The sequence below is a fragment of the Candidatus Marsarchaeota archaeon genome (genome assembly GCA_023485295.1).
Classification (GTDB): domain Archaea; phylum Micrarchaeota; class Micrarchaeia; order Micrarchaeales; family Micrarchaeaceae; genus Micrarchaeum_A.
In genome coordinates this window covers 1-24,420 of sequence record JAMCZQ010000008.1, presented here as the reverse complement: position 1 = coordinate 24,420, position 24,420 = coordinate 1, and the positions used below count along the sequence as shown (strand labels likewise).

22 protein-coding genes, 1 tRNA gene and 1 rRNA gene are annotated in these 24,420 nt (G+C 47.0%); 12 read left to right on the top strand and 12 right to left on the bottom strand.

Going from position 1 to position 24,420, the window contains the following annotated elements; genetic code table 11:
- Positions 1-293 precede the first annotated feature (293 nt).
- The 3 genes from M1125_04735 to M1125_04725 are packed head-to-tail and all read left to right on the top strand — an operon-like array spanning position 294 to position 4,436.
- The gene (locus tag M1125_04735) at positions 294-620 is read left to right on the top strand and encodes a tRNA-binding protein (GenBank protein MCL5405104.1); all 327 of its coding nucleotides are present in this window, start codon (positions 294-296) and stop codon (positions 618-620) included.
- A gap of 24 nt (positions 621-644) precedes the next feature.
- Positions 645-2,006, top strand: a complete 1,362-nt coding sequence (locus tag M1125_04730) for an amino acid permease (GenBank protein MCL5405103.1) — start codon at positions 645-647, stop codon at positions 2,004-2,006.
- Between the two features lie 24 nt (positions 2,007-2,030).
- Complete coding sequence (locus tag M1125_04725; GenBank protein ID MCL5405102.1) at positions 2,031-4,436, top strand: plasma-membrane proton-efflux P-type ATPase; 2,406 nt, start codon at positions 2,031-2,033, stop codon at positions 4,434-4,436.
- 46 nt (positions 4,437-4,482) lie between these two features.
- Here the strand turns inward: M1125_04725 and M1125_04720 are convergent, their stop codons facing one another.
- From M1125_04720 to M1125_04710, 3 genes are all read right to left on the bottom strand, one after another.
- On the bottom strand, positions 4,483-5,544 hold the full coding sequence (locus M1125_04720) for a radical SAM protein (GenBank protein MCL5405101.1): 1,062 nt from the start codon (positions 5,542-5,544) through the stop codon (positions 4,483-4,485).
- Between the two features lie 85 nt (positions 5,545-5,629).
- Positions 5,630-6,538, bottom strand: coding sequence for a hypothetical protein (locus tag M1125_04715; GenBank protein ID MCL5405100.1), 909 nt, complete (start codon positions 6,536-6,538; stop codon positions 5,630-5,632).
- A gap of 11 nt (positions 6,539-6,549) precedes the next feature.
- Complete coding sequence (locus M1125_04710) at positions 6,550-8,034, bottom strand: glycine--tRNA ligase (GenBank protein MCL5405099.1); 1,485 nt, start codon at positions 8,032-8,034, stop codon at positions 6,550-6,552.
- 133 nt (positions 8,035-8,167) lie between these two features.
- Here M1125_04710 and M1125_04705 point away from each other — a divergent pair, with 133 nt between their 5' ends.
- Positions 8,168-9,043, top strand: coding sequence for an NOP58 family protein (locus M1125_04705; GenBank protein ID MCL5405098.1), 876 nt, complete (start codon positions 8,168-8,170; stop codon positions 9,041-9,043).
- A gap of 179 nt (positions 9,044-9,222) precedes the next feature.
- Positions 9,223-9,777 (top strand): hypothetical protein, encoded by a 555-nt coding sequence (locus M1125_04700; GenBank protein ID MCL5405097.1) that lies wholly within the window; start codon positions 9,223-9,225, stop codon positions 9,775-9,777.
- A 57-nt stretch (positions 9,778-9,834) separates the two neighbouring features.
- Here M1125_04700 and M1125_04695 read toward each other — a convergent pair whose 3' ends face one another.
- Both M1125_04695 and M1125_04690 read right to left on the bottom strand, forming a co-directional pair.
- Positions 9,835-10,812, bottom strand: coding sequence for an NUDIX domain-containing protein (locus M1125_04695; GenBank protein MCL5405096.1), 978 nt, complete (start codon positions 10,810-10,812; stop codon positions 9,835-9,837).
- A 13-nt stretch (positions 10,813-10,825) separates the two neighbouring features.
- A complete protein-coding gene (locus M1125_04690) occupies positions 10,826-12,400 on the bottom strand; it encodes an exosortase/archaeosortase family protein (GenBank protein MCL5405095.1) in 1,575 nt (524 codons plus the stop codon).
- A gap of 117 nt (positions 12,401-12,517) precedes the next feature.
- On the opposite strand from M1125_04690, the gene M1125_04685 reads away from it, so the two are divergent.
- Positions 12,518-12,991 (top strand): archease, encoded by a 474-nt coding sequence (locus M1125_04685; GenBank protein ID MCL5405094.1) that lies wholly within the window; start codon positions 12,518-12,520, stop codon positions 12,989-12,991.
- Between the two features lie 56 nt (positions 12,992-13,047).
- Here the strand turns inward: M1125_04685 and M1125_04680 are convergent.
- A tRNA-Cys gene (locus tag M1125_04680) sits at positions 13,048-13,134 on the bottom strand.
- 105 nt (positions 13,135-13,239) lie between these two features.
- Between M1125_04680 and M1125_04675 the strand changes: the two genes are divergently transcribed.
- The 3 genes from M1125_04675 to thrS all read left to right on the top strand — a co-directional run bounded on the left by M1125_04675 (position 13,240) and on the right by thrS (position 16,757).
- The gene (locus M1125_04675; protein ID MCL5405093.1) at positions 13,240-14,382 is read left to right on the top strand and encodes a CBS domain-containing protein; all 1,143 of its coding nucleotides are present in this window, start codon (positions 13,240-13,242) and stop codon (positions 14,380-14,382) included.
- Entirely contained in the window at positions 14,383-14,856 is a 474-nt protein-coding gene (locus tag M1125_04670) for a hypothetical protein (protein ID MCL5405092.1), read from the top strand.
- A 200-nt stretch (positions 14,857-15,056) separates the two neighbouring features.
- Complete coding sequence (thrS, locus tag M1125_04665; GenBank protein MCL5405091.1) at positions 15,057-16,757, top strand: threonine--tRNA ligase; 1,701 nt, start codon at positions 15,057-15,059, stop codon at positions 16,755-16,757.
- Positions 16,758-16,764: 7 nt separating this feature from the next.
- On the opposite strand, the gene M1125_04660 is transcribed toward thrS, so the two are convergent.
- The 5 genes from M1125_04660 to thiI all read right to left on the bottom strand — a co-directional run bounded on the left by M1125_04660 (position 16,765) and on the right by thiI (position 21,830).
- Positions 16,765-17,433, bottom strand: a complete 669-nt coding sequence (locus M1125_04660) for a 60S ribosomal export protein NMD3 (GenBank protein MCL5405090.1) — start codon at positions 17,431-17,433, stop codon at positions 16,765-16,767.
- A gap of 5 nt (positions 17,434-17,438) precedes the next feature.
- Positions 17,439-19,016 carry a hypothetical protein gene (locus tag M1125_04655; GenBank protein ID MCL5405089.1) on the bottom strand — a complete coding sequence of 526 codons (1,578 nt, stop codon included), beginning with the start codon at positions 19,014-19,016 and terminating at the stop codon, positions 17,439-17,441.
- Positions 19,013-20,179, bottom strand: coding sequence for a hypothetical protein (locus M1125_04650; protein ID MCL5405088.1), 1,167 nt, complete (start codon positions 20,177-20,179; stop codon positions 19,013-19,015). Before M1125_04650 ends, M1125_04655 begins: the two co-directional genes overlap by 4 nt.
- 144 nt (positions 20,180-20,323) lie before the next feature.
- A complete protein-coding gene (locus M1125_04645) occupies positions 20,324-20,608 on the bottom strand; it encodes a hypothetical protein (protein MCL5405087.1) in 285 nt (94 codons plus the stop codon).
- Positions 20,609-20,687: 79 nt separating this feature from the next.
- Positions 20,688-21,830: a tRNA 4-thiouridine(8) synthase ThiI gene (gene thiI, locus M1125_04640; GenBank protein MCL5405086.1), complete on the bottom strand. Its 1,143-nt coding sequence runs from the start codon at positions 21,828-21,830 to the stop codon at positions 20,688-20,690.
- Between the two features lie 126 nt (positions 21,831-21,956).
- Between thiI and M1125_04635 the strand changes: the two genes are divergently transcribed.
- The 3 genes from M1125_04635 to M1125_04625 all read left to right on the top strand — a co-directional run bounded on the left by M1125_04635 (position 21,957) and on the right by M1125_04625 (position 23,987).
- Positions 21,957-22,154 carry a protein translocase SEC61 complex subunit gamma gene (locus tag M1125_04635; protein ID MCL5405085.1) on the top strand — a complete coding sequence of 66 codons (198 nt, stop codon included), beginning with the start codon at positions 21,957-21,959 and terminating at the stop codon, positions 22,152-22,154.
- Positions 22,155-22,158: 4 nt separating this feature from the next.
- Complete coding sequence (locus M1125_04630; protein MCL5405084.1) at positions 22,159-22,932, top strand: NFACT RNA binding domain-containing protein; 774 nt, start codon at positions 22,159-22,161, stop codon at positions 22,930-22,932.
- 134 nt (positions 22,933-23,066) lie between these two features.
- Positions 23,067-23,987 carry a hypothetical protein gene (locus M1125_04625; protein MCL5405083.1) on the top strand — a complete coding sequence of 307 codons (921 nt, stop codon included), beginning with the start codon at positions 23,067-23,069 and terminating at the stop codon, positions 23,985-23,987.
- A gap of 125 nt (positions 23,988-24,112) precedes the next feature.
- Here the strand turns inward: M1125_04625 and M1125_04620 are convergent.
- Positions 24,113-24,420, bottom strand: a 23S ribosomal RNA gene (locus M1125_04620); the annotation flags it as partial.

Sequence of the window (24,420 nt, the reverse complement as noted above, 5' to 3'; positions counted from 1 at the left end):
GTGAGGGAGCAAATTCTGGTTATGTCGGCATATCTGCTGGCTATTACAATGGCGCAAATGTGCAAGCAAACCCAATAAATGTTATGTGGTTTTACATGCGCGCATACCCGCCAAACGGCGTAATGCCAAGCGCAAGCCTCGGCAGCGTAGCCACTTAGGGGCTTGTTGTTAAGTAATGCTTCTTTGTTTTTCTGAGACCGCGGCATACGGCTTTAGCCTTCTGCACGAAGTTTTACTAAGTTCTAAATTCTTTGCATGCACAAGATGCATGCCGATCGCTTAATGGTGATTTAATTATAGAATACAAGGACTTTGAAAAGGTGGACATGCGCGTAGGGATCATAATCAAAGTTGAAGATTTTCCTGAAGCCAAGAAGCCGGCTTATAAGCTTACGATAGATTTTGGTGAAGGGATAGGGATCAAGCGCTCTTCCGCACAGATAACGAACTACAGGAAGGAGGATTTGATAGGCAGAAAGGTGGTTGCCGTTGCAAACTTTCCTCCAAAGCAGGTTGCAAATTTCATTTCTGAGGTGCTTGTGCTTGGCGCCATCACAAGCGGAGGAGTCAAACTATTAAGCATATATCCGGATGCGCCGCCAGGCAGCAGGATAGGCTAGTGCAACATGTTCTAAACAGGGGTTATGACGATGAATACGCTGTCAAGGTCCGTAACATTACTGCAAGCGGTGATGATAAACCTTGGGGCGATAATAGGAGCAGGCATATTCGTAATAATAGGCATTGCAATAGGCAAGGCCGGCCCGGCAATCTGGGTATCGATAATACTTTCTGCGATGATTGCAATATTTACGGGTTTGAGCTTCGCCGAGATAGCCAGGCATGTGGCAAAGGAGGGCGGCGTATACGAATACGCAAAAGACTCTTGGAGGCCTTTTGCGGGCTTCATAGGTGGATGGCTCTGGACATTTGGAAATATAATAGCGATAGCGGCAGTGTCGCTAAGCATGGGCAGTTACATAAACGTTCTTTTAAACATTCATGTGGACGACGTTTACTTTGCCATAGCAGCCATAGCCGCTTTTGCAGTAATAAACGTCCTCGGGATAAAAAATTCCGCAAAGACCATAACGATATTCGTAATAATAAACGTAGCAGTGCTGCTAATATTTTCCGCATTTGGAATTGCCCATTACCATGCTTCTTACTCTGCAGTAGCCCTTCCTGACGGCCTAAACGGCCTGCTTGCAGGCGCGGCAATAATATTCTTCGCATTTACAGGATTCTCAAGAGTTACAACAATAAGCGACGAGGTGGATAATCCAGAAAGCACAATACCTAAAGCAATAATCATATCCATAATAATATCGACTTTGATTTACATAGCAGTTGCCGTTGTTGCGATAGGCCTTGTCCCGTTTTCAACGCTGGCGCATTCCAGTGCTCCGCTTTCTACGGCAATACATACGCTGCATAATGGCATTCTGGAGCTTGTGATTGCGGTAGGCGGCATAACTGCGACTGCCGGAGTGATATTAACAGGCATATTGGGAACTTCGCGGGTTTTCTTCGCCATGGGAAGGGACAACGAGCTGCCTTCAAGGCTGTCTTACATAGACAGGTTTTCAACCCCCATAAACGCGATAGTGCTATCTTCCGTGCTTGCGATAATATTCCTGCTGCTTGTCTCGTTTGGCACTATAGTAGATGCGTCGAATGCCGCGGTGCTTACCGCTTACATGATTATAGACATAGCTGCTGTAAAGTTCTACTTCAGCCTTAAAAAGGCTAAGCAGCAGGAGAAAAGATACCTGCCATTCGTGTCAACCGCAGGCATAGCGACAATAATAGTGCTTGTTGCATACCTCAACATTCAAAGTCTTGAATTCGTAGGGGCAATCGCGCTTGTTGGTTGCATTTATTACATACTGAGGAACGCACCAAGGGGCGAATACACTGAATGGCGCAAGCACATACATGTGCCAAGGCACAGCGCGGTTAGGATATTCGGCTCAAGCAGAAGCCCAGATTCAAAAGTTAATTAATCCTTTATTCGCAAAGTTAGCCTGATGAAGGAAATAGAATCGCAGGCCATAGAGAACCTCGGCATTGATGGCGCGTTCAAAAAACTAGAATCCAGCAGGAACGGGCTAAGCAACAGGGAAGCTGAGAGAAGGCTGCAGGGATACGGCTACAACGAGATAGTAGAAAAAAAGCCCAACTATTTTCTTATTTTCCTAAAAAAGTTCTACGGGCCGGTCCAGCTTATACTTATAGCCGTTATAATACTGTCCTATGTCCTGCACGACATGAAAGACTTCTACATAATACTTGCGTTGCTCGTATTCAATTCTTTTGTAGGATTTATAGAGGAATACAGGGCAGACATGTCAGTAGACGCCTTGAAAAAAAGGCTTGCCGGCTCTGCCAGGGTTTTGCGCGAAAAGGAGTGGACAGTAATCCCAGCGCGGTTGCTTGTGCCTGGTGACGTGATAAAGGTAAGGCTCGGGGATATAATACCTGCAGACTGCATCGTTATAGAATCCGAATCCCTTCAGGTAGACGAATCTGTAATAACTGGGGAGTCGCTGCCACAGCAGAAGCTTGAAAACAGCGTTATAAGGCAGGGCTCCATAGCAAAAAAAGGCGAGGCCGTTTGCCTGGTCATAGGCACAGCTTACAATACAGTATATGGAAAAACCGCAAAGCTTGTTCAAAGCGCCAGGGTTAAATCACATTTGCAAAATGCAATAATGGGCATGGTCAAATACCTGCTTCTGGGGGACGGCATAATATTGGTGGTTATGCTTGCCTTCGGGCTTCTGGTACTTCACCAGCCTTTGCTCATAATAATAAAGTTTCTGCTTGTATTGCTTATTGCTTCGGTGCCTGTGGCGCTTTCTGCTGCTTTCACTGTTTCGATGGCCCTTGGTACTGAAAGGCTTGCAAGCAGGGGCATACTTGTCACAAAGCTTGAAGCCATAGAGGATACCTCGAACATGAATGTTCTGTGCCTTGACAAAACCGGCACGATAACAAAGAACGAGATAATAGTTAGGATTGTAAGGCCTTTTGGCTGCACCGCCGAGGAAGTAATAGAATACGCGCTTGAAGCCTCTAGAAAGGAGGACAACGACCCGATAGACAACGCAATAATAGATTACGCTAAGATAAATGAGATATCGTCGCATAAGCAAGAGAAGTTTTATCCTTTCGACCCGTCAACGAAGAGGAGCGAAGCAACCATAATCCAGGGAAAGCTGCACTATTACGTAACAAAGGGCGCAGTGCATACCGTCATAAAGATGTGCACAGTGAAAAGGAAAGACGCAGGAAATGTAAGGCGCATTGTGGAGGAGTTTGCTGCTGATGGATTTAGGACCATAGCGGTTGCGAAGAGCACAAATAACAAGTCTTGGAAGCTTTGCGGGCTCATAGCGTTGTATGACAGCCCGCGTAGCGACGCGAAAGAGCTTATAGAAGAAATACATGGCCTTGGCGTCAGGACAAAAATGCTTACCGGCGACAACATAAAGGTGGCAGAGCAGATAGCCAAGGAGGTCGGGATGGGGAGCAGGATATTCGACATAACCGCAGGCAGGAAGAATGAAAAGCAACTCCAGAAAAGGATAATAAGCGCTGACGGATTTGCTGACGTATATCCTGAAGACAAGTACACCATAGTCAAAAGCTTGCAAAAGGACGGCTTCATCGTAGGCATGACTGGCGACGGCGTCAACGATGCGCCAGCGCTCAAGCAGTCCGAAGTCGGGATTGCAGTAGCAAGCGCTACAGATGTTGCAAAGAGCGCGGCTGCGCTTGTGCTTACTAAGGACGGCATTGAAGTATTCGTCGACGCGGTAAAAGAAAGCAGGCGCATATTCCAGAGAATGATAACCTATTCTACAGTAAAAATATTGAAGACATTCCAGATAATAGGCTTCATAGCAATAATGTATCTTGCGTTCCGCTTCATAACAATACTGCCATTCATGCTCATAATATTGATATTCACAAACGACATCATAAACATAACGATATCTACAGACAATGCCGAATATTCCAAAAACCCGGATATCTGGAATGTGAGGTCATTGATGTACTCTTCAGCAATAATAGGCATTTTCCTTGTGCTTGAGACTATGGCCCTTATACCAATATTCAAGGGCGGTCTGTTCGACCTTGGCATCCCAGCTTTCCAGACGGCAACGTTCGTAATGTTCAATATAACAAACGAATTTAGCGTATTGAATATGCGGGCTAAGGGCTTCTTCTGGAAGTCGAGGCCCAGCAAGCCACTGATGCTGGCGCTGGCACTTGGAATAGGCGTGGGGCTCGTGCTTTCCTATTTCGGCATTTTCGTTCCAAAGCTCAGCGGGATCGAGATCCTGACAATAATAGGGCTTGCAGTTGCCGCGCTGTTTATCAACGATTTTGTAAAGGTTGCGGTTTTCAGAAGATTTAAGATAAGCTAGTGAAGCAGCCACTTCTATGGCTTGTGCTGCGCTTATGCAAGCAAGGCTAGCGTATAAAGCTAAGCAGATTGCCAGTTATGGACTGGTAGGCTTCGCATGCAGTCCACTGCTTTGGCTCCATGCCCTGCCTTATCTCGTGCCGCGTCTGCTTTGCTATCTCGCTGTCCCAAAGGGCGTCAAGACTGTAGTCGTGCTCCTTTATGTTGCCTATTCTCTTGTCCCACATTATAGACGGATATACGTTGCCGTAGCTGTCTAGAAAAAGCGATGCTTCTAGGCTGCGGCTGCGCATCGGCATGTCGCCGGTCCTAGTGTAGTAAAGCAGCTTGTTGAGAAAAACGCGTTCTATCTGCGGGATTGCGCCGAACTCAAATTCCCTGCGCCTGATGAATTCTGCGATTTCCGCAGCGATCACTTCGCGCGATGCAGTTATATTTGCTCCGGTATTGCCGTAATAATTAGATGATATCTGGCCCAGGTTCAGGTGGAAATCCTTGTATTTTACCTCTGGTATGTCTTTCCTTACCTCTTCTATCGTTTTCATGAGCTGGCCCTGGTTGAAAGCGCTCATCGTATAGCCAAAGACGAAATATAGGTTCTTATACTGCTTCTTCAGCTCCATAAGGTCTTTGAACATGCTTATGGCCTTTTCATAGTTTCCAGGAATTCCGCGTATCTTGTCGTGCAGTTCTTTATAGCCGTCAAGGCTTACTGTTATCGAAACCTTTGGTATGCCAAGATCCAGTATCTTTCTCAGCTTGTCCAGGACCATCTGCCTGCCGCACAGTGAATTGGTAGGCATCGTAAGCACGTACAGATCCTTTGAGTTTTCCGCGAACGCGCTGGCTATCTCAACTATGTCACTGCGCAGGAATGGCTCCCCGCCAGTCAGCTCTATCCATTTGAAGCTCGTGTTCTTTCTGGCAAAAGAACGGATTTCTTCTATGGTGAGCTCGCCCTTTGGCCTTATCTGCCATATGTTGCACGTAAGGCACCTTGACTGGCACCAGTAGGTTATTGAAAAATTGAGCTTGTAGGGCTTCTTAAGCTCAGAAACATTGCTACTTAGGGCGGTTGCTGCAAGTGACATGAATTTTTTAACTGCCAAGAAAGCACCTTAGGTTTAGGATATTGGTTTTTCTCTTTTTATATATTTAAAATGATTGGTATTGCAAATGCTCCTGACTAGCATATTAAGTCTGCGCGGCTGCCTTGGGCGCAATCCTTGCCTTCGGCCTTGAACTCCTCGCATTATGGAATAGGTATTGCTGCGCATAGCCTGCGCACCTGCCCCAATAATCATCAGCAAACTCGTGTATCTTTGCAGGGCTTGTTTTCATGCCGTTGAAATACAGCTTTTCCATAGTGCGCTGTATCCATGTATCTATAGGAAAAGCGCGCAGGCTGCCATAGCCCATTAGGGCTATGCAATCAGCAACTTTATCGCCTACGCCGGCTATTTCAAGCAGCTCGGACTTTATTTTGTCGTAGCTTTTGCCGCGCAGCTTGTTCAGATCCAAGTTTTCTGTGCAGTATGAAGCGGCAGCTATTATGTATTTTGCCCTGAAGCCAGTGCCACAACCCATTAGCTCTGCTTCCGAAGCATGCATAAGCCTTTCGCTTGTTGGAAAAGAAAAGACTTTCCCGAACTTTTGGTATTCTTTTTGCTCCCCGAATTTATGTATGATATTGCGCGTTATGAGCCTTATGCGCTTTACGTTGTTGAACTGGGATATGATAAAGCACAGGGTAGTTTCCCATGGGTCGTTTAGAGTCAGGCGCATGCCGCGATATGCATTTATAGATGCTTCCATGTGCCTGTCAGTATTTATCTTTTTGTATATGGCATCCATATTGTCATTAAGCCTAAAGCGCGCGCTTACTTCTTTCACAGCGTGCGTTGGCTCTATCGAATCTACGATAAGGTTTGTTTGCATGTCCGAGGAATCCTGCCTCACGGTTATAGGGATGCCTTTGTCAGAATATATTAGAGTATGTGCAGCGCTGTCGAAATCGGCATAGAACGTCAGGGGCTGGGCGCTTTCGAACGTATGCTTTAGGCTGAAGCATTTCACAGGACCTATACGATTTTGCGATTGCATGCGGACCAGCATTACTTTATTAACTTGTAGTCCAGGCGCCTTTGCTTTGCATCTATCGAATCCCTGATTGTAACCGTATCGTCCTTTAGCGTGTCAAAATCCACGGTTATTGCGCGCACTATTCCTACCTCGTCGGCTTTTGCATACCTTTTGCCTATGCTGCCACTGCTTCCAAAGAATACCGTAAGGCCTTTGGAGAGCAGGTGCTCCTGTATCCTTGCTGCTTTCTTTATTATCTCTTCATCTTTTTGCAGCGGAAATAGCGCATAGTCGTACGGCGCAGTGGCCTCATTCAACGCCAGCACGTACCAGCTGCGCTTCTCGTCTTTGAAAAGCCTGTGCCCAGAAAGCGTCCAGAATAGCCTGTCAAGGCCAAAACTTACCTCCACAACATGCGGCACGAGCTTTTTATTGTTGCTTATTATGCTCATGTCTTCCCCGGAAAACTTGGCGTGGTTTGAAAGGTCAAAATCAGTCCTATACGCAGTACCGCATACTTCCTCGTAAGAGCCGAAGAATTCCACCTCTAGGTCAAAGTTGGCCCTTGAATAATGGGGCAGCTCGTCTTTTACAAGGTCCCTGAACCTGAAGCTCTTATCATCAAAGCCCAAGGCTTCCATGAACTTTTTTTCCTCGTGAACCAGGAATGCAAAGAGCCTGTTTGGTATGAAGCCCTTGTCAATGCACTGCCTTATGCTCATGCGCTTGTAGGCTTCTTTTGAGCCGGACTCCTGCATCTCCTTTGTAAGGATGTTTATTTCCTCGTCTAGAACACGATTGTCCACGCCCCTGAAGTTTATCTCAAAGTCCTTCTCTTCAGGGTCAAAAAAGTACTCCAGCTCCATCTGGTTGAATTCGCGCATTCGTATAAGCATGCGCCTTGGCGATATCTCGTTCCTGAAGGCCTTGCCGACCTGGCCTACGCCTATGGGTAGCTTGTAGCCGCCATCGCGGAATATCTGCTTAAAGTCAAGGAATATGCCCTGCGCCGTTTCAGGCCTTAGATAGCCCTGCACTGCATTGTATGGCCCTACTTTTGTAGCCATCATCAGGTTGAACTGCTCCACTTTGGAAAGCTCTCCGCCGCATTTAGGGCATCTTATTTTGTTCTTTGATATGATTTCGTCAAGGGCCTCTGGCCTGGACTGCTTAGGCGCAAGCTCGTTCTTGGAAGCATAAAATTCCTCGATAAGCTTGTCGGCCCTGTATGGCGTATGGCATTTTGTGCACACCACTATCGGGTCGGTAAAATTCTTTAGATGGCCGCTCGCATTAAACACCTGCTCCGGAGCTATTAGTGTAGTGCTTATCTCCAGGTTGCCCATGCCATCTATAAAAATGCGCCTCCACAGATGCTCTATCCTGTTGCGTATGCGCATGCCGATTGGCCCATAATCATAAAAGCCTGCCAGCTCCCCGTACGGCTGGAATGATGGTATTATGATGCCGCGCCTCACTACAAGGTTCTCAAATTCCTCAAAAGAAACTCTGTCCATTTCAAAAACACCGCATGCGATGCAGTTCGCATCTCAGGTAGCTTTATTTAGTTATTGAACGAAAAGATTTATAATCTGGATTTTATAAGAGTTACGTAATGCAGAATTTATTTCTTGTGTTCAGGTGTTTTAATTGGAGGATGATTTTGAAGAGCTTAGGAAAAGCCTCATAAAAAAGACAAAAGAGCGCATAAGCAAGGATTACGAGAGCGAGGAGTACGCGCTCATGCAGGCGATAAACGCATACAACGAAACATTGAAGGTATACAATACGCTTTATGAGAGGCTTGCAGAATGGTACAGCCTTTATTTCCCCGAATTGCCGCTGCAGCAGCAGAAGTCTCTCGCAGACCTTGTGATGGTGCTCAATACCGAAAGGGATATCGGCGCAGGAGCGCTGCAGGGTATTTTTGAGGACAGGAATAAAGCTGAGTCTATAGCTGCCAAGGCCGCTTCAAGCATAGGCAGGCGCATGACTGCCGAGGAGAAGGATACCATTCTCGAGTACGCAAAACTTTATAAGCAGGCAGAGCAGACGCTCAAGGCCCTTGAGGGCTATATGAAGGCCTCGGCAGGCAGGATCATGCCAAATACCACATACTTGACAGACGAGAAGATTGCTGCGGAGCTTCTTGCCAAGGCTGGCTCCATGGAAAGGCTGGCTACCTTCCCATCGAGCACAATCCAGCTTCTTGGTGCAGAAAAGGCGCTGTTCAAGCACATTAAATTCGGGAGCAAGCCTCCGAAATACGGATCGATATTCAAGCTGCCAGCGATAAGCAATGCAAGGCACGATATACGGGGAAAGATCGCAAGAATGTATGCCGCAAAGATAGCAATGGCATTGAAGGCCGATTATTATTCCAAAAAGTTTATAGCGGACAAGCTCATGTCGGATCTTGAGGCAGGCATAAAAAAGGCAAACGAATCGCCGGAAAAGCCGAAGAAGCAGACCAGCTGGAAAATGGGCAGCACGCGCAATATTGGAAGGCAGAGGAGAAGGCGCTAGGCTTCACTTCCAGTAATGCCGGATTTATTTCTGATTTGGAAAAGCTTTAAATATGTTTATATTTCACAATATTTGTGATTGATTCATGATTGTTGCATGCATCAAATATGAAAAGCTCTTGATGCATGTGCAGAAGGTTCATGAATTGGTGCAAATATTATGATTCGGCTGTGATTCCAATGCGCTCTAAAAAGGAATTGGAGAACGAGCTTCTTTCCATAAAGAGGCAGCTTAGTGAGCTGGCTGCCACAAAGGCCAGCGAAAAAGGGAGTTTGGAAAAGCACGCCACAGGCGAGCAGGAGCATGCGGACACTGGTTCCCAGATGTTTTCGCTGCTCAAGTATATGATTGACGAAAACAAAAGGACAACGATGCTGCTGAGCTCAATGATGCAAAAGATAGACAGGATAGAAAACGAGCTAAACGAGCCCCTCGTGGATGAGGAGGAGCAGAACCAGGAGCAGAAATCGCAGGATAAGATGGTACGGCAGCTCGCAGTATCTGGCATAGATGCCAGGATAATACAATTCCTGCAGCTTGCACCGCACAGCATGGCCTGCGCTGATGACGTTATGCGCGGCATGGGCTACAAAGGCAGGAATGCGGCTTGCGCAAGGCTGAATAAGTTATACAGGATGGGGCTTATAGACAGGTTCCAACTTGGTCACAAAGTTTATTACAAATATGATGCTGGCAAGGCGACTAACATACTAATTGTTTCACCCCCACAGTAAGTGGAGCCTGCTTTCCTACAGCAGGCTCCAACCCTTTTTTTAAGGTGCTGGCAGCTTTTATGGCTTTGAATCTATCTCGCTCTTTACATAGGCGCCTAGCTTTTTGAAATCGCCTTTTATTATTGGCAGGTTCTTGCGGATCCTTACAGCAGCGGCAGGGTGCAGCGTTATGAAATACGACATTTCCGCGGCTTTTATAATATTACCGTGCTCCTTCATAACCTCCTTAACTCCGCATAAGGTTTGCGCAGCTACAGATCCCAGAAGCACTAGCAGCTTTGGCTTTATTATGGAGATCTGGTTAAACAGGAATGGCTTGCACATGTCTATTTCGCGCCCTGTCGGTGCCCTGTTTTTCGGAGGCATGAACTGCACTACGCTGGTTATGTAAACCTCTTGGCGCTTGATGCCTGCATCTGACAGCAGCTGGTCGAGCAGCTGCCCGGCCTTGCCGACGAAAGGCCTTCCGCTTTTATCCTCGTTGTTCCCCGGTGCCTGGCCGATTACCATTATCTTTGCATTTGCAGGGCCTTCGCCTTTTACGAAATTCCTGCTTAGGTCCCACGCCTTCGAAACGTTCGGCAGCTCGGCATATATCGAGTTAAGCTCTGAAAGCATGGAAAGCTTTTCTACATATGCTGCAGCCTCTTCGATGTATGAAGTGTTGAACTTGTGCGATTTGTACATCTCTATGGCTTCTGCTGCATCAGCCCAGATATAAGAGCTATGCTCTTTGGATATGCGTACGCTGGCGCCATCTGCATCTGCAATGAATATTTTTATGTACTTCTTTACCTTCTCGCCCTCGTCTACGAACCAATAGTATGTGGAAAATGAAAAATACTTGTCTGGAGTCGCCCTTATGCCTGTTTCCTCGTATGTTTCGCGCAATGCCGCTTCCATGGCATTCTCGCCCTTTTCTATATGCCCTTTTGGTATGTCTGGGGAGCCATCGGAACGCAGAAGCAGCAGAAATTTTACTTTCTGCGAAGACTTTTTGTATAGCATTATCCCAGCGCTGTATTCGAATCTCATTCACGCACCTTCATTACTGGCTGTTTGCAACGTATATGGCACTGCATATCATGCCCTTGTTCCCGTAATTGCCGGAAATGGCTTCGTAAATGCCCGAGTAGAATGAATTTATTGGGTTCTTAGGGCCGCATGAAGAAGTTGCATTGCCCTCAACTAGCTCAAGAATTTCCACGTTTGCCGTTACGTAGCTGCCATAGGCATACAGCGGCATAGACATGTAATCAACGTTGAACGTCGCGTTTGCGCCTTTGACCAAATAGCCATAAACGCTTGTGCCTGATGCTGACGTGTATACAGAGCTGCCCAATATGCTGACGTTCCTTGGCGTTGGATGCATCAAGCTAATGCCGTCAGTCGCATTTATCAGCATGAACTCATGCGCGGTTGCATTGAGCGCCTTGCTTTGGTAAAGGCCGAAAATTTCCTCGCTTCCACTTACATATACGGATTTTGCATTCATCCTTGCAGAGCCTGCAAGAGGAACATAAAGCGCAAGAAGCTCGGTTTTTGGAACATTGGAGCTCTGGTTGTAGAAATAGAAAGGAGATACAAATGCATAAGATTGAAGCGGCATTGTGAATACCAAAACGATCAAGCCTATTAAAATTGCGGCTGCTATGGCTTTTGCGAGCCCTGCAGACAAAAGGCCCACGCCCGGATGCACATTGGAGTGCAATGCATTAATGCGGCGCTTCCCTGCATGAATTGCGCGTTTAGGCGCATTCTGCCTTATGTATAGCGAATATTTGCCTGTCGCAAGTATCATTACAACTATTGTGATATCGAATAATATCTGCCCTATGAATAGATGGACGGCATTAACAGCAGGGCCAAGGCCGTAATACGCCCAGACTAGCGCTATAGATAGCATTCGCAATATGTTCAATACGAATATTAGCAGCATGCCGCTCAGCAGCCATAGCGCTTTTCTAGAGAGCCTGCCATTGTATACATACGCAACTGGAATTAGGAACATCAGCAGTGCCACGAACGCGCCTATGTCGGCGCAGGTTGATGCTATTGATATAGCGCTTCCAGATGCAGAGCTTATGACTATGCCATTCCTGAACACGTTTACGCCAAGCAGCTTCAATATTCCGAATACAGCCTGGGCGTTTAGCATGGTGAATGGCTGCGACAGGTTCAATATGGGCAAAAGCAGTATCGGGGATGCAAAGATCGAGTATATTAGCAGCACCTTGAGCTTTCGCAGCCCAGCCGGGCCGAACAGCGCAATTATTATTGAGGTCAGCGCAATTGGAAAAAGGAGCGCATCGAGCCTGAATGTTTGGAATTCGAACGAGAAGTACACTTTCAGAAAGGAAAATGCCAGCACGTAAAGCACAAGCACCCCTGCAGCTATTGCAGAGTTTCTTTTGCTGAATCCTGGCGCTAGGTCTTCCTTCATTGAGAACAGTACAAGAAGAAACATCATCAGCATTACAACTATCACATAGCTTGCGGGGTTGTTGTCGGCTATGCTGAAGCTTGTAACTGAAAGCTCATTGAACATTGCTATGAAAAGCGCAACGAGTAGCGCTGCGATGCCGATTCTTTTGGGCGTGAGCAAAATGTTTCTTGCATGCATTTGATCACATGTGTCCTCAGCCGAAATGGGCTTCATCACATTTCAGTAGTTACTCTTATCTTCATAGGACGTATAAGCTTTCTCAGGGATATACTAAATAATTTTGTTATGCACATTATGCATTACAAGATGAGCGGTGCCCTGATGCTGAAATACAGGTTCGTTTCGCATACTGCCGATGTCAGGTTCTTTTCCTACGGCAGAAATTTTGGCGAATTGCTGAAGAATTCAATGCTTGCAATGTTCGCAACGCAGGCAGACATAGCAAAAATAGCGCATGACGTAAAGGGCGGAGCGGTTAAGGCGAATGAAGTAAGAGTTATGGACTCCGCAGAAACCGAAAGGGATCTGCTGTGGTACGTGCTGCAGGATGCGCTTTCAGAGCTCGATGCCAAGGCCGCTTACGGCTATGAAGTCAAAAACCTCAGTGCAAAGCGCTCTGATGGCAAAATGCATGCAGAAGCATCCATACTCTGCATTGACCAGAAAGTTGAATATTCGAACATCTACGTAAAAGGGGTTTCCGGCTATACGTTGGAAGTGAAGAAATTGAAAAACGCTTACAGGGCAAGCGTTGTAATAGACATATGAATGCAACGTCGATGCATAATATACAATGATGCGCTTGCCGTTTTATGCATGCCGGAAGCCAGGAGCGGGATATTCGCCAATAAGGTTTCGAACCCGCCTTCGCCGCTCTGCAGGCGGCTGCATAGCCTATCTGCCATCCTGGCGATGCATTCACGCGAATAGATTCTGCAAATAACTTATAATATGCTTCTTCTTAATGGTTAATAATATTTGCATGCTAAATTCTATCGATTTATAATGGTGTTCTTATGGCAAACAGTATAGACAGGATACCTAAAGAGCTGGTTTCCCGCACAGAGATGCTTGAAGCCGATACCCCAATTACAAGAGTATTGGCAGTTGTCCAGAAAAACAATGCCGCGCTCGTGAGCAAGGATGGCTCATATTATGGGGTGGTTGACATGCGCAGCCTGAGCAGGGGCAAAGGGATGCGCATAAACAAAAATGCTATTGCTTTGAATTACGCAGTTAGGGTGCCGAAAATATTCCCAACAACTACGATAGACGATGCGGTCTTCTATTTTTACAATTCAAAAGCTACGGCATTGCCATACTTTGAAGAAAACAAGCCAGTAGGGATAGTGAACAGGTACACGCTGCTCAAGGTGCTGCTTTCGATAGACGCTTTAAGCGGGATAAAATGCAGCGACATAATGACAACACCAGTTCTTGGGATAGACGCAAATGCCAACCTGGCGCAGGCGAACAGCGTAATGAGCGACAGGGATATAGGCAGGCTCATAGTCATAGAGAATGGCAAGCTTTCAGGAATCATAACAAAGCATGATATCTCTGCGAACTATGCAGTAACCAAGGAAAGGGCCCCAGAAATGAAAAGCAAACTTTATTCCCCGTCCAACATAATAGTAAGGAATATCATGGAAAAATCTCCGATAACTATTGGCGCTTCGGACGAGGTAAGGGAAGCCATAAGAAAGCTCGTAACAAGCCGTATATCGTCCATAGTGGTAGTCAAGGGTGACAAGCCCGTAGGCATATTGACGATATCGGATGTGCTTGCTGCAATTATATCCCGCAAGAAAAATGTGGAGAACAAGATAATAATAGCTGGCCTTGACAGGTCGACGTACGAATATGAATACGAGATAAAAGAGCAGGCGAGGCTGTTCCTTGAAAAGGTAGAAAAGTTTAGAAAGGTCAAGATCGATTACATAACAATAAGGGTAAAAAAGATAAAGGGCAAGCAGTATGAAATAAACGCCAGGGCGGGCCTTGGAAGCTTCGGCTCGCTCAATGTCAGGCATGTGGACTTCGACCTTGACAGGACCTTCATGAGCGTGCTGGAGAAGCTTGAGGAGCAGATAAAAAAGAGAAAGGATCTTCTAGATAAGAAAAAATATGAATATGTGGAATACGAATCAAGTGAATGAATGCCAACGCATAAAAAGCAGAAGAAGGGGCAGTCCAGCCTTGAGCTGCTAATAACCCTTTCGTTCGGATTGATAATATTGCTGCCGATAGTAGTCCTTGCGTTTCTGCAGATAGCAACGTCATCTTCTACACTTGCGACTACCGAAGCACAGGAGGCGGCAAGCAAGCTTGCTAGCGTTTCTGCAATCATTGGTGCGCAAGGATATCCGGCCAAGCAGCTTACCCTGCTTCAGGTGCCTCCAGATGTTGCAGACATCTATGTTGGCACGGACAATGGCGGAATAGGGCATGAGATAGTCTTTGTTGTCCGGACTACCGCAGGGCCAAGCTACGTAACTGCGTATAGCCCTGTAAATGTCACTGGCTACCTTGGCAGCCTGACGGCATCAGGCACGTATCTTGTAAACGTTACGGCATTCAATGCATGCCCGGTAAACAAATTCGTGCCGTGCGTGTACATAGCCCCATCATGATTTTAGTCTGTACAAAAGCTTTAAAATAAGATTGGCACGAAACCTATATTGCAGTGATGCGCGTGAAAGATGGTAACTTCCAAACAGCATAGGTTCAATATGCGCTAGCGTGAGCTGCAAAACTGGTTTTTTGTCATTGGAGCCCATTTTGAAAATTGCGGCTGCATTTTGGCTGATGCTTTGCTTGAAAGGTGTTATGAATGAGAATTCTGCAGCTTGACGTAGAGTCAATGGATTATGAATCGATAGAGCCAGAAGCCAGCGAGTATGATGCGGAAGGAGAGAAGAGCGTGCACGTAGAAAACGCGCTTGTGCTGCTAACAACGGTTGAAAAAGGAGACAACGAGGATGTAGCCAGGAAGGCAATGGGCAATGCCATAGAGTTCGCAAAAAAGCAGAAGCTTGACAAGATAGTGCTATACCCTTTTGCGCACCTTGGAGACGCGCTGGAGGAACCGAAAAATGCCATAAAGCTTTTCAAGACAATGAGGAGCATGGTTGAGAGTTCAGGGCTTTCATGCATTTATGCTCCTTTCGGCTGGAACAAGAGATGGGGCATAAAAATAAAGGGGCATCCGCTGGCCGAGCAGTCAAAGCATTATTCGCTTTCAGAAGACGAAAGCGCAAGCAGGGTGCAGAAGCACAGGAAGGTTGACTTGTCAATAGTCAAAAAAAGCGAGTGGAGCAATCTGCCAAAAAACGACCACAGGAGCTTAGGGGAAGCCATGAACTTGTACAGCTACCAGGAAGTATCGCCATCCATGGTTTACTGGCATCCCAACGGCTATGTAATATACCTGGAGCTCGTAAAGCTCATGCGCGAGATGGAAAGGCTCTATGACTACAATGAGATAAGCACTCCGGTCCTTGCGAATATCGCGCTGTGGCATGTCAGCGGCCACATAAGTTACTACAAGGAGAACATGTTCCTAATTGATGAAGGCGCAGACCAGCTCGGCCTTAAGCCGATGAACTGCCCTTCTACGATACTCATATACAAATCCAGGAGATGGAGCTACAAGGAGCTCCCGTTTAGGACTGCGATATTTGACAAGCTGTACAGGCGCGAAGTAAGCGGCGCTCTGAGCGGCCTTTTCAGGGTGCAGGAGCTCACGCAGGATGACGGCCACATATTCGTGCAGGAGGAATTGCTGCAGGACGAAGTTTCATTGCTGCTGGAAATGATAAAAAAGGTTTACGGCATATTCGGCCTGAAATTCTACGCCAACCTTTCAACGATGCCTGATGAGCACCTTGGGGACGAAGCCCTGTGGGAGCGTGCAACCGATGCGATAAGACGTGCCTTGGAAAAAAACAACATGAAATATAACGTAAAGGAGAAGGAGGGGGCATTTTACGGCCCTAAGATAGATTTCGACATTGAGGATTCGCAGGGCAGGCTATGGCAATGCGCCACCATACAGATAGACTACCAGCTGCCGATAAGGTTTGGCGCTACTTATACCGGCGAAGACGGCAAGGAACATAATCCCATAATCATACACAGGGCGGTGCTTGGAAGCATTGAAAGGTTTGCTGCAATAATGATGGAGCATTACGGCGGCGCACTTCCGCTGTGGCTTTCACCTCATCATGTCAGAATAATATCCATATCCGAAGCAAGCAATAGGTATGCTGAAGAGGTGCGCAAAAAGGTCAAGGAAAATGGCATACGCGTGGACATTGACGCGTCCGACAAAACGCTTGAGAAAAAGATTCGCGACGCACAGCTGGAAAAGATACCGTACATGCTGATAGTAGGCTCAAAGGAATCAGAGAGCAATACCGTCTCGGTCAGAAGCAGGGATGGAAAGCAGAAAAACGGGCTGAAACTGGAAGAGGTCATGCGCTTGCTGAAGGAGCGGATAGACTCGCGATCGGAAAAAGGCATATTGGAATAGCTTGGCATTAGGCATTTGCAGCTTGGTCAAACCTTAAAGAGTATATGTGCCTGTACAGCTTCTTCCCTTTTTTCATACCGTAGAGCTTATACGATACCTTCGGTTTCATGCTCTTGTGCAGCATGAAATAGTCTCCGACGATCCTTTTGCTGCTTACGTAGAAATCCATGCCGTTGGCTTCTTCTTCAGTTTTGCTTACGAATGCGTCGCGTGCGGCAAGGAATTTTGTGAAGCTTTCTATAAATTGCGCAACGCGGCTGTTATTTCCGCGCACCTGTATTATCGCTTCGTAATACCCAGAGCTTTTCCTGTAGCAGCTTGGGCACATCTCCTTCGTAAAAGCAACCTTTATGCTGTGCTCAAATTCCACATCGCCGTCCTGCAGGCTGCATGCATAGTCCATGATGGCTATGCCCTTGTATTCGTTAAACGAAACAAGCTTTGCGGTGCAGTCCTGCAGCTTCGCCTGCTGGTTTATCGCCTCTTCGAGGCTTTCGTGCGACTGGTGCACAAACCCATGTGCTGCGTGGATGTTGCCACATACCTTGCATCGATGCAGCTTTACGCTTTTTGGAAGCTGCGATTCCAGCTTTTCGGCAGTGCAATATTCGCAAAATTCGCCGATGAATTTTGCATCGTTGCTTGACCTATTGCACGTCGGGCAGAATTTTATCATATTTTTCAGCCTTTTGAATAGTGCTTGCTAACTATGTAGCCGTATGCCGGCCTCGTTACCAGCACGCCCATGAGAGCTCCTATGATCGTTGATTCGGAGAATCCTATGACTTCCACAAGAGATGTCGAAAAGAACAGCGGCATCATTGCAAGCATCAGCAACAGTGCGTCAGCCCATACAATGTAGAATGCATTCCCAAGCACAGATTTGGACGATTCGGAAAGATTCTTGCTGGAGAGTATTTCGTCGGTTATTATTATCTGCGCATCCACGCCTGTGCCGACAACTGCAATCATTCCGGCGAACGCAGACAGGTCTATGGTGCCTACTAGCCCTATTATAGATATTATTATGAACAGCTCAAGCAAAGTGGTTATCAGTATTGGGCCTACTAGGAACACCCTCCTGTACCTTATCATAATGAATGCAGACACGAATATTATTGCTATTATCAAAGCCACTATGCTTATGTCCAGGGAGCTTTTCCCAAGCGTCGGAGGTATTTGTGTGGGAGTGCCAACTATAACCGCTACGGGCAGAGCTCCGCCGCTTAGTATGCTCTCTATGGATTTTGAGATATTATCGGCGTATGCGATCTTTTGGGCGTAAGGCAGCGTAGGTGGCGCCGTGCCTGATATTTCGTAGCTGTCGCTTACACTGCCATTCGTTATGGACGGGTTTAGCACAGGCGAAGAGAGCAGGCCGACAAACGGCCACGTGCTAATAGTAACGTTTCCTAGACCTGATGTTATGTATGTAGGGGTCATGTTTGCCTTGCTTTCAAGCTTGACCGTATAGTTCATTGATGTTGCCGCATTTATAAGCGATTTAGGCAGATTGTAGCTGGCAAATACCTGCGAATAGAGCTTTTTGCTAGAGTTCAGGAAGCTTATAGCCGAAGAAATGCTGGCATTGTTGTCGTACACTACAATCAACGGTATCGGATCTTTCGAATATGCGAGCGCTGATTTCATTGCAGCTTCGCTGGCTGTTGGCGTAACCCCTGCAGTTGTGTTGCCCAGCATCGAGTAGTTCATAAGTATTATTGTGGATGTTGGCCTGTCAATGAACATGTACAATGGCTTGTTTGCCTGCCCAAAAACTGTTTTAGAGAACGACTGCGCAGCCGATTCTGTAATGTAAAATGTAACTGTCCATTCGGCAGTGTTGTTTATTAGGGTTGGCGGTACTATGCCTATGCTTCCCGGCAGGATGTCGCTGCCGTTGAGGGCCTGAAGGCCGTTGACAATCCCCAGGAACCTGCCCTGGCTCGATATCACAGATGATGTGCTGTTTATCTCTGCAGGCGAAACAGAAGGCAGCGTCACATATATCTCATCGCTTCCTATCCCCTCCACAGTCACCTGCTTCAGGCCGAAGGTTGACACACGCTGCTGTATTGTGGATATTATGCTGCTCATTTCCGTAGCGTTTACGCTGTGCTCAAGCGTTACAGGTATTTGCGTGCCTCCAACAAACTCGATACCAAAATGCAATCCATAATGCACGTCAAGCAATGCAAGGGCAACAAACACTATTATGAGCGCAAGTATCCTTCTATCCTTCAAATAGCTAAAGTTCACTTCAGCTTCGCCTCCTTAGAGTTCTTGTACCATGTTATCATTACAGTGTTGCCGAACCATGTGGTGAATATGTCACCGATGAGCCCAAATAGGACAACTCCTGCAATTTCAATATACGTTGGTATGAAAAATATATATGCTATAGCGAAGAGCGTGGCGAACGAGACTATTGCTGCAAGCGTCATCGTTACGCCAGTCTTCATTGTTGCGAAAGCCCTGTATGTCGGGGTGTCTTCGCTCCTTTTGAGTATCCTTATTGAGGACAGCATCTCCGTATCTATCGAATAGCCTATGAGCATCAGCAGACCGCCAACGGAAGCCACGCCAAGGGGTATGCCAAAGGCACCCATGGCGCCCAATGCTATAAGTATGTCGTTTCCAGCACCAAATACCACTGCTAGTGACGGTATCGGGGTGCGGAATACCGCGAATACGGCTATTGCTATCAGCACGAATGCAATTATTATTATGTTCACCATGTCTGAGAGGAAGAATGCCCCTAGCGTAGGCGTGACCTCTTCATACGAATATGATGTAAAAGGCACAAAGCGCCTAAGGGATGATATTACGCTTGATTTATAGGCCGCCGAGGCGTTTGTATAGAGTTTCTGGCCAAGCGAAAGTATTGAAGAGGGATTGCTTGCATTGTATGCTGCCCTGTAAACGCTTGCATTGACAAATGGCGCTCCATATGCCAACTCTGAAAGGAAATCCGAGTCCATGCTGGAAATTGCAGCTGTTGAATTCGCTTCCGCAGAAATCAGGGCGGACTTAAGCGTGGAGTTTGACGAATTCAGCTTTAGACCTGCGCTTGCAGTTGCAATGCCAAGCTGGGCGCTGGTGTATTTGCCATAGTCTGAATATAAAAGCAGCAGCTGCGCGTTTGCGCCCAGTATGCTTGAATTCTCAGGTATGACAACAGACACTGTAGAAATGGCGCCGACCCTTGATACAGACGCAGTAGCGCCTTTGTATACCGAGCTTATGGCAGTTGTGAGGTTCCTGGCGGTAACGCTCGCATTGGTGGAAAACTGTACTGTTATGCCTCCGGCCAGCGATGAATCATAGTGTATGTGCGGTATGAAGTACAGGCTTATCAGTAGAAGGGCCAGAGGCACGATTATAAACAGCTTGTACCGCTTTGATTCATAAATATTTTTCATTAGTGCACCTGTATTGCATTGCTAATTGCTGCTTACGGATAAATATTAGCATATTGATTTTGACGGATTACAAAAGTGTTCGGCATTTGCCGGCAATGAAATAAACGGATGGCAAAGCCATCCCAAAAATTCAGAAATAAGCCTTTATGCATATCTTTTCATCAGCTTTAGATGCAGCGAAGTGCTGAAGCCGTATACAATCACGAATATGGCCAGTACCATAAAAGCTATCCCGAAGAATGCCGCTATGCCCATGCCTGCAGGAACAAGCGTGTACAGCAGCACTCCGAAAACAAATATGTATATGCTCCAGTATATCGACCTGAATATGGCCCATCCGGAATGCTTCTCGTTGTAATGCAGCCTTCTCGCATACTCCATATTCGGATCTATCTCTACAATCATCTTCTCAGGTTTCTTTTCTGCCATTTTAGCACCTTTGTTAATTGTTATTTGCCTTATGAATATTTAAAAACATAACCCATGGGCTTGCGTGTGCATCCTTCCTCTATGCCTGCCTCGCATGTGCATTGCTCGCTTCAATCTCTTGCGTGGCAGCATCCACTATTGCTTTTATGCCCACCTTTTCTGAGACCTCTTCCAGCTGCGGCGCAGTTATGCGCGTGAGCGGGCTCTTGGAGCGCATTGAGCATGCATCCTTATACGGCATTATAGAGAGCTCGTATGTGCCTATGGCTTTCGAAATTTTTATTATTTCTTCCTTGTCAAGCCCTATAAGCGGCCTGAATATGAGCTTGTTGATGCCGGCGCTCGAAGCGATTAGGTTTTCAACTGTTTGGGAAGAGACCTGGCCGAGGCTTTCGCCTGTGACAAGCGCCTTGGCATGCTCTGCTTCGGCAATCCTGTCCGCAACAGAGTACATGAATTTCTTGAAAAGCAGCACCTCGTATTTCTGGCCAACCTTCAGGGCTGCCATCTGAAGCATATGGGCAGGCACAAGATATGTCTTTGCGTGCGTGCCGTACGGCTTAAGCGCTTCGATTATCTTAGGTATCTTTGATTTCTCTACGTCCTCCGATGTCGGCAGCGCGTAGAAATGCACATACACAGGATCCAGGCCGCGCTTCATTGCCATATACGCTGCAGCAGGCGAATCTATGCCTCCGGAAAGCAGCACTACGGCCTTTCCTGAAGTACCTACCGGAAGCCCGTGCGCGCCTTCCATCTTCTCCTTGTGGAGTATTGCAATGTCCTTAAGCACGTCTATGAAGAGCAGGTTTTTGGCATCTTTGCTGGGCACGAAGCTTAGGCTGCTGCTGTGTATAAATTCGGACACCAGCTCTGCCGAAGTGAATGGCGCGCCCTTGTAGGATCTGTGCGCTATTATCCTCACGCTTTCGCCATTATGGTAAAGCGCCTGTGCTGAGCTTATGATGCTGGGCTTGTAAGGCTTGGCGCTTATGAAAGGCGCAAACCACGATATGCCGAACACCTTTTTCAGCGTAGAGCATGCACGCTCCAGCTCCTCCTCAGAGCCCGCTTCCAGGATGAACCTGTCACGAAGCTTGACGAGCCTGAAGCCAGGCCCGAGCGCTTCCACTATGTTTGAATAAAGCGTGCTGACGAACTCGTGCCTGTTCCTGCCTTTTAGCCAAAGCTCGCCGAAATGGATAACTACGCCCTCGTACATTAAAGCACTTTTGATAGAATTGCAAAGATATAAATAAATTCTTAAGATATTTATCTTGCTTATCTTTGCATTTTTAGCTTGATTAATATTTAAGCTTTTAATAATAAAACACTTTGGGAGTTGTGCATGAATCTCAAGAGCAGGCTGAAAAGCTTCTGGCAGAACGCAAGGCATATAATGAGCATAAGCTATAAGCCGAAAACCGACGAATTCAAGAAAACGGCCAAGGTGATAATAATAGGCATACTCATAGTGGGCATACTGGGCCTTGTTCTTGGCATCATCATATCGCTCGTCATCGTAGGCAATCTCTCCCTTATCTGATTGCATGGAGATAAAGATAGACTTCACCAAAAGCGCGCAGGAAAACGCTGAAGAGTATTATGCAAAGGCTAAGCGCGAGGCCCGTAGGGTCGAAGGCGCAAAAAAGGCGCTGCTTGAGCTGCAGAAGATGCTTGATGAAGAGGGCAGGAAGTCGGAAGTCAAGAGCAAGCCAAGGGTAAAGACGCTGCGCAAGCGCGAATGGTACGAGCGCTTCCACTGGTTTTACACTAAAGAGGGCATGCTTGCAATTGGCGGACGGGACGCGCATCAGAATGAAAAGCTCAATGCTGATTATTTTGGCGACGCTGACCTTTTTTTCCATGCTGACATATTCGGCGCTTCAGTAGTTATACTGAAAGACGGCACAAAATCAGGCAACGACTCAAGGATTGAAGTCGCGCAGTTTGCAGCAAGCTATTCAAGCGCATGGGAGAACATGCAGAAAAGCGTAGACGTTTACTGCATGAGGAGGGAGCAGGTCAGCAAAGCGACTAGCAAGGGCTCGCTCGGCACTGGAAGCTTTTTGCTGAGCGGAGAGCGAGAATGGTACAGGAACACGCAGCTTGGCCTTGTGGCATACATTGAAAAAGGGGTAATGCACGTTGCGCCTGCTCTTGCGGCAAATAGGCTGGCCGCAAAGGAATACGCGATTATAAGCCAAGGACAGAAAAAGAAGAGCGATGCTGCCAAGGAGCTTGCCAAGCGCCTGGGATACGACGATTTGGACTACATAATGCAGCAGTTGCCTGCGGGCAGCTTCAGCATAGATTTCAAGTAGCAGCAGTGCTCTGCTGGATTATTATGAAAGTACATTGTTGCTAATACTTAGGCTTTTATACATTTATGTTTAGAATAATACTCCATTGAAGGTGTTTTAGCATATTCTCTATAAACCTTTTCAATCCCACCAACGTGGGCTTTTATGCCGCAATAATACTCTCCTACTTGCTAGGCTTAGTGCATGGCATAACTCCTGACGAGCATACGTGGCCCATAACATTCTCTTATGCGGTTGGAAGCTACAGCAGCAGAAAGGGCATGAAAGCCGGCATGATCTTCTCATCCGGGTTTACAATACAAAGGGCCTTACTGTCTGAAGTGGCATACTTTGCCCTTGCAACCATATTTACCACCTCTATAGTTTTCGGGGTGACATATTTCTTCGTAGGGCTTGCAATGTTTGTTGCAGGCGCGTACATAAAGAACAAGGGCATTTATATGCACTGGCATTGGCTGGAGGAGAAGCTTGGCGTTGCGCTGCACATACACCGCAAGGACAGCAAGGAACAGCTGCTTGAAATGGAGCACAAGAAGAACCCGATAACCTCCGACGATGAGAGCGTAGGCCTCAAGGCTGTGCCTAGCAAAATGGCGTTCTTGCACGGCATAATAGCCGGATTCGGATTCGGTGCGTTTGCTCTGATAATATATACGGTGCTGTCGCCTGCGATGCCAAATGCCTGGGTGGGCTGGGTCCCAGGAGCGCTTTTTGGACTGGGCACAATGACAATGCAGATAATATTCGGCGGCGTATTCGGCAAATGGATGACAAAGGTTAAGGGCCTGACGAAAAAAGGGATGAGCTTCGTGGCAAGGAGCATAAGCTCCGATGTTCTTTACTGGGGTGGCCTTGCATTCGTAGTCGCAGGGCTTTTAATAATAGCGTTTCCGCAAATACTCACTTTTGGCGTAATAACGCCGTTGAAGGTGCACAACCTGCATGACCTTGGCGTAGGCTTCTTCCTTGTTATACTAGTGGTTGTCATAATAGGAATCGTCTCATATTTCAGGTCGGTAAGGAAGGCGACGTCCCTTGGCTATGTAACTGCATGAATGGAACGCATACGCTTCGCCACGGCTTTTAGCAGTATGCGCTTCTGCTTGGCGCATTCTCCGCGGATTTTATTGCTTGCGCTGGCAGGCCCTTACAAAAACAAAATTAGAACGTCATCGGAGAAAAGCTTGCTAAGTTGGGCTTTAGTAACGGAATGTTCACAGGTCGCGAAAGCTCCCTGCTTACGCACCCGTCCTATCAAAGTCGTCTATTGCGACCGCCCCAGTGCCTCGTTTCGGGTTTGGCTTCGTCCTTAGATGCTTTCAGGACTTATCCATTGGGCGCGTAGCTACCCGGCAATGCGAACACAACCGGTACACCAGTGGCGCCGATCCCTCGTTCCTCTCGTATTAAAGGGGTCTTATCCTCCGGCACTAACACCTCCAGTAGATACTACCGTACTGTCTCGCGACGTACTGAACGCAGCTCATG

Coding starts and splice junctions, on each gene's coding strand:
- M1125_04700 (MCL5405097.1), top strand. CDS start 9,223: ATGCGCTCTAAAAAGGAATTGGAGAACGAGCTTCTTTCCATAAAGAGG.
- M1125_04715 (MCL5405100.1), bottom strand. CDS start 6,538: ATGCAATCGCAAAATCGTATAGGTCCTGTGAAATGCTTCAGCCTAAAG.
- M1125_04660 (MCL5405090.1), bottom strand. CDS start 17,433: ATGATAAAATTCTGCCCGACGTGCAATAGGTCAAGCAACGATGCAAAA.
- M1125_04695 (MCL5405096.1), bottom strand. CDS start 10,812: ATGAGATTCGAATACAGCGCTGGGATAATGCTATACAAAAAGTCTTCG.
- M1125_04650 (MCL5405088.1), bottom strand. CDS start 20,179: ATGAAAAATATTTATGAATCAAAGCGGTACAAGCTGTTTATAATCGTG.
- M1125_04645 (MCL5405087.1), bottom strand. CDS start 20,608: ATGGCAGAAAAGAAACCTGAGAAGATGATTGTAGAGATAGATCCGAAT.
- M1125_04730 (MCL5405103.1), top strand. CDS start 645: ATGACGATGAATACGCTGTCAAGGTCCGTAACATTACTGCAAGCGGTG.
- thiI (MCL5405086.1), bottom strand. CDS start 21,830: ATGTACGAGGGCGTAGTTATCCATTTCGGCGAGCTTTGGCTAAAAGGC.
- M1125_04635 (MCL5405085.1), top strand. CDS start 21,957: ATGAATCTCAAGAGCAGGCTGAAAAGCTTCTGGCAGAACGCAAGGCAT.
- M1125_04675 (MCL5405093.1), top strand. CDS start 13,240: ATGGCAAACAGTATAGACAGGATACCTAAAGAGCTGGTTTCCCGCACA.
- M1125_04710 (MCL5405099.1), bottom strand. CDS start 8,034: ATGGACAGAGTTTCTTTTGAGGAATTTGAGAACCTTGTAGTGAGGCGC.
- M1125_04690 (MCL5405095.1), bottom strand. CDS start 12,400: ATGCATGCAAGAAACATTTTGCTCACGCCCAAAAGAATCGGCATCGCA.
- M1125_04630 (MCL5405084.1), top strand. CDS start 22,159: ATGGAGATAAAGATAGACTTCACCAAAAGCGCGCAGGAAAACGCTGAA.
- thrS (MCL5405091.1), top strand. CDS start 15,057: ATGAGAATTCTGCAGCTTGACGTAGAGTCAATGGATTATGAATCGATA.
- M1125_04685 (MCL5405094.1), top strand. CDS start 12,518: ATGCATTACAAGATGAGCGGTGCCCTGATGCTGAAATACAGGTTCGTT.
- M1125_04670 (MCL5405092.1), top strand. CDS start 14,383: ATGCCAACGCATAAAAAGCAGAAGAAGGGGCAGTCCAGCCTTGAGCTG.
- M1125_04725 (MCL5405102.1), top strand. CDS start 2,031: ATGAAGGAAATAGAATCGCAGGCCATAGAGAACCTCGGCATTGATGGC.